This window comes from Mesorhizobium sp. M5C.F.Ca.IN.020.29.1.1, from assembly GCF_003997375.1.
Classification (GTDB): domain Bacteria; phylum Pseudomonadota; class Alphaproteobacteria; order Rhizobiales; family Rhizobiaceae; genus Mesorhizobium; species Mesorhizobium wenxiniae.
In genome coordinates this window covers 1-3,946 of sequence record NZ_RZSW01000561.1, presented here as the reverse complement: position 1 = coordinate 3,946, position 3,946 = coordinate 1, and the positions used below count along the sequence as shown (strand labels likewise).

The following is a 3,946-nucleotide window of genomic DNA, read 5'->3' as shown; positions in this document are numbered from 1 at the left end:
GACTTAACCCAGGTCACGGCTGAGCATCCGCAGGCGCTATGCCGATTGGATGAGAACTGGTTGCCACAACACCGGCCCGTTCAGGCGTCCCCTCCAGCGGATGCGCAAGAGACTGGCGTAGGAAATCTCGAGGAAGCCGGCGACTGCCTCGGTGTTGCCGACCTGCTTGGGCTGTCCGATACGTGACAACGGCCAGGTCGCGAGACGAAGGATCCTTTCGATGCGCGTATCTGTCACCGTTACGATCCCGGAGAGATTGTTGGCCAAGCCGAATTCGATGATGCCCGCGAAGAGCTCGTAGGTTGCTTGTGCCAGGCCGCCAGCAGCCTTCGGCGCTGTCGGAGGGAGATCGAGCGCGAAACGACTACTCTCCCAGATATCGGCACTCGCAGGGGCCACCATCTCATCCAGCAGCGCCGGAAACGTATCGCGCAACATAGTCGGTCCGGTGGTCGGCAAAAGGCGGACGCAGCCGCAAGTTCGCCAATCGGACCCCTTGAGAAGCAGGTAGACGGGGTTCAGGCTGTCAAACGGGTCCGTTTCCATTTCGCCTTCGGTCTGCACTTCCCAATCGAGCCGCTTCTTGAAAACCCGATACCTAAGCCCGTGCATTTCCCTGAGTTCGCTCGCGAACTCGGCGTAGCAGTCGGGTGTTATCAGCTGCATCATTGTCGTCTCCGTGCGGGATGTGTCCACGCAATCGAAGCGCAAAGCCGTCATTAATGCAGCCTGTAGACCTTTACAGCTAGCCTTGGAGAGGATCAGGATCTCGCCCGAGCAGCCATCCGCACTATGGCCTGGTTGATAGTTCGCACGCCAAGCTTCGCCTTGGCGTTTTCCTGATGGAAGGTCACGGTGCGTTTCGAGACACCGAGAATCTGGCTGATATCCCAGGCCGACTTGCCGCACGCCGCCCATTTCAGGCACTCGAACTCCCGCGGGGTGAGCGTTATGCCATCTACCACGCAATCTTCGGCGAGCCTGCGCCGGGCATGGATATGAACGGTGATCGCAACCAGCTGCATTGCTTTTTCGTAGCGCGTCAGCGACCTCAAAAGTGGCGGATGCGACTCGTTGGAGGCGAAGGTCAGTGCGGCGAACCGGCCGCGATGATCATGCATCGACATGGTCAGTCCGCCGCGAATGCCGAACTCAGCTGCTTTTTCCAGGACTTCCTGCTGCGAGGTCGGCAAATAACGGTGATCGCGGTCCACACCCCAGTCGAAGGTATCCCAGCCCCGCAGTCCCCGCAGGATCACGGGATCCACGCTGTGGTAGCGCAGTTGCAGGTAATGTGATGTCCATGATGATGGATAGTTCGAGATCAATCGCGGCGTGTCGCCGGAAGCGGATGGGTAGGTGAAATAAGCGAAGAGCGGAAAGTCGAACCCGGCTGCGGCGGACGCCATTGCCTCATGGAGATCGACGGCATCGACGCTTGCAGAGAGTTGCTCGACCAAGGTTTCAAATACGCGATGCATCTGCGCTTTGCGTACCTCGCGGAGGTTGCTGGAAGCCGGGCGGAGACGTGGTTCTAAATGATGGCCTGTCCCTGCAGGGCGTACGACGCGCCGCCGTCATCACCGCAATTGCTGTGCTGCTTCCGATTGGAGAGAGCTCCGCGCACCTGACCAACTACCGATGGGTGATATTGCGACGTTATCGATGAGCCGCGTGTCGCCAAGCCAAGCCGCAGCAAGCAAGCGCGCCGGTCGGTCAAGGCTTGCTAACGATTGCAGGTCTGTTTCTCCGCGAAGCTCCAGGTATTCGAGCTCGCGATAGCCGGCAGCCAGAATTGTTGCACGCGCTTCATCAAGCGCAGGCAGGATGGGAGAGCCGCGTGCAAGCCGCTCGGCCGTATCGAGCAGGACCGATGCTAGTTTTGGGGCAATGGCGCGTTGTGCTGGGGAGAGCCGCACGTTGCGCGACGATAGCGCAAGACCATCGGCTTCGCGGACTGTCGGACAGGGCACAATAGTGATCGGAATGTCGAGGTCCCGGACCAAGCGCCTAACAAGCTGAAGTTGCTGAAAATCCTTTTCGCCAAAAAAGGCGAAGTCAGCGCCGGCCTGCAGGAAGAGCTTGGCCACGACTGTCGCCACGCCATTGAAATGGCCGGGCCGGAATGCGCCGCACAGGCATTCGCTGATGCCGGACACTGAAACGGCCGTGGCGAAGCCCGCCGGGTACATTTCCTCTGTGTCCGGCACATAGAGCAGATGCGTGCCCAGCGGCGCGAGCTTGGCAGCATCTTCGCTTTCCGTCCGAGGATAGGCAATCAGGTCGGCGGGGCTGTTGAACTGCTTGGGGTTTACGAACAGCGTCACGATCACCCGCTCGGCCCTTTCAAGCGCCTTCCGCACGAGGCTCAGATGCCCGTCGTGCAAGGCTCCCATGGTCGGCACAATACCGATCGTGGCACCCGAGCGACGCCATTGCGCAACGACGGCGCGCAGCTCGCTCACGGTTCGAGCGATCGGCACGCTCATGTGAAGTCTCCGGCTTTCAAGGCGTTGACATAGAGATGTTCGACCGCCGGAAAGTGCCGGTTCCGTACATCGGTGGCGTAAGCGGCGATTGCCGCCTCGGCCTGCTCACCGAGCTCGGCATAGCGTTTGACGAACTTCGGCCGAAATGAGGTGAAGAGCCCGAGCATATCGTCGCTCACCAGAATCTGGCCGTCGCAAGCTTGCGAGGCACCGATGCCGATTGTGGGTATGTCGATATCCGCGGTTATCTGCCGTGCAAGCTGCTCCGGTATCTTTTCGAGCACCAAGGAGAAGGCGCCCGCCTCGGTTACCGCCCTGGCGTCGCGCCTGATCCGCTCTGCATCGGCTCCCCGGCCCTGCACACGATAGCCTCCGAACGTGTTTACCGCCTGCGGCGTCAGCCCCACATGGGCCATGACAGGTACGGCGCGCGCGGCAAGGAAGCGGATGGTTTCCGCGATGGTCTCGCCGCCCTCAAGCTTCACCGCTGAACAACCGGTCTCACCCATCACGCGCGCAGCGTTGCCGAAAGCGTGCTCTGGGCTTTCCTCGTAGGAACCGAAGGGCAGGTCGACGACCATCAGCGCGTGTTCAAGGCCGCGGCGAACGGCCTGTCCGTGCATGATCATCATGTCGAGCGTGACGCCCAGCGTCGACGACAGGCCGTGCAGCACCATGCCGACGCTGTCGCCGACAAGAACGATGTCGCAGTGGCGATCGAGTAGCCTCGCGACCGGCGTGGTGTAGGCCGTCAAGCATACAAGTCGCGTCTGGCCTTTTCGCAATCGAATATCTGGAGGGGTAATCCCTTTTATCTCACCAGCCGCGCTCAACCGACGCCCCCCTTTCCTTACGTTGCCAACAGCGGGTGTCGCGTTTGACATATTTTTGTGCGACTGCGAAGAGCTAAAAACAGCGCTTGAGTACTACGGTGTTGACGTGCTGGCTGCCAAGGTTACATTCAATCGATTAAGGCGCTCCGTTGGGCCAACCCACTTTCGCAAACATGGATCCTCAGACAACAAGAACCAAGAAAGGCAAAGCCGCCGTCAAAGCTGACGAAGCCAAAGTGGACCTGACTGCCGTCGTGGTCGCTGTAAACGACAGTGAGCCCTGTGTCCTCACCGTCGGTCATGCGGACACCCTCCCTTCTGGACCTTTTGCCCTTGAGCATCGATCGCTGCAGTCGGGTTTGAGGGGGTGGGTGGAGCAGCAGACCGGCCATGCACTGGGATACATCGAGCAACTCTACACCTTCGCCGATCGCGACCGCATCGGCACTGAGCGCCACCAGCGCGTCATCTCAATCAGCTATCTCGCATTGACCAGGAAGGAACAGGCAACGAACTCGGCCGCGTGCGGCTGGCAAAGTTGGTACGAATATTTTCCCTGGGAGGACCACCGCTTCGGCACGCCGCCTGTGCTGCTCGATAGATTGCGGCCCCGCCTGATTGAGT

4 protein-coding genes and 1 pseudogene are annotated in these 3,946 nt (G+C 60.2%); 1 reads left to right on the top strand and 4 read right to left on the bottom strand.

The annotated features are described in order from the left end of the window. Nucleotides 1-36: 36 nt before the first annotated feature. From EOA85_RS29605 to panB, 4 genes are all read right to left on the bottom strand, one after another. Nucleotides 37-669 carry an acyl-homoserine-lactone synthase gene (locus EOA85_RS29605; RefSeq protein ID WP_127212116.1) on the bottom strand — a complete coding sequence of 211 codons (633 nt, stop codon included), beginning with the start codon at nucleotides 667-669 and terminating at the stop codon, nucleotides 37-39. Nucleotides 670-761: 92 nt separating this feature from the next. Continuing rightward, nucleotides 762-1,481: a LuxR family transcriptional regulator gene (locus tag EOA85_RS29600; protein ID WP_127212115.1), complete on the bottom strand. Its 720-nt coding sequence runs from the start codon at nucleotides 1,479-1,481 to the stop codon at nucleotides 762-764. Nucleotides 1,482-1,580: 99 nt separating this feature from the next. Further along, a complete protein-coding gene (gene panC, locus EOA85_RS29595) occupies nucleotides 1,581-2,489 on the bottom strand; it encodes a pantoate--beta-alanine ligase (protein ID WP_127212114.1) in 909 nt (302 codons plus the stop codon). Then, the gene (gene panB, locus EOA85_RS29590; protein ID WP_127212113.1) at nucleotides 2,486-3,322 is read right to left on the bottom strand and encodes a 3-methyl-2-oxobutanoate hydroxymethyltransferase; all 837 of its coding nucleotides are present in this window, start codon (nucleotides 3,320-3,322) and stop codon (nucleotides 2,486-2,488) included. The genes panC and panB overlap by 4 nt, the downstream gene beginning before the upstream one ends. Before the next feature lie 173 nt (nucleotides 3,323-3,495). Here panB and EOA85_RS29585 point away from each other — a divergent pair. After that, nucleotides 3,496-3,946: pseudogene (locus EOA85_RS29585) on the top strand (hypothetical protein); the annotation flags it as partial.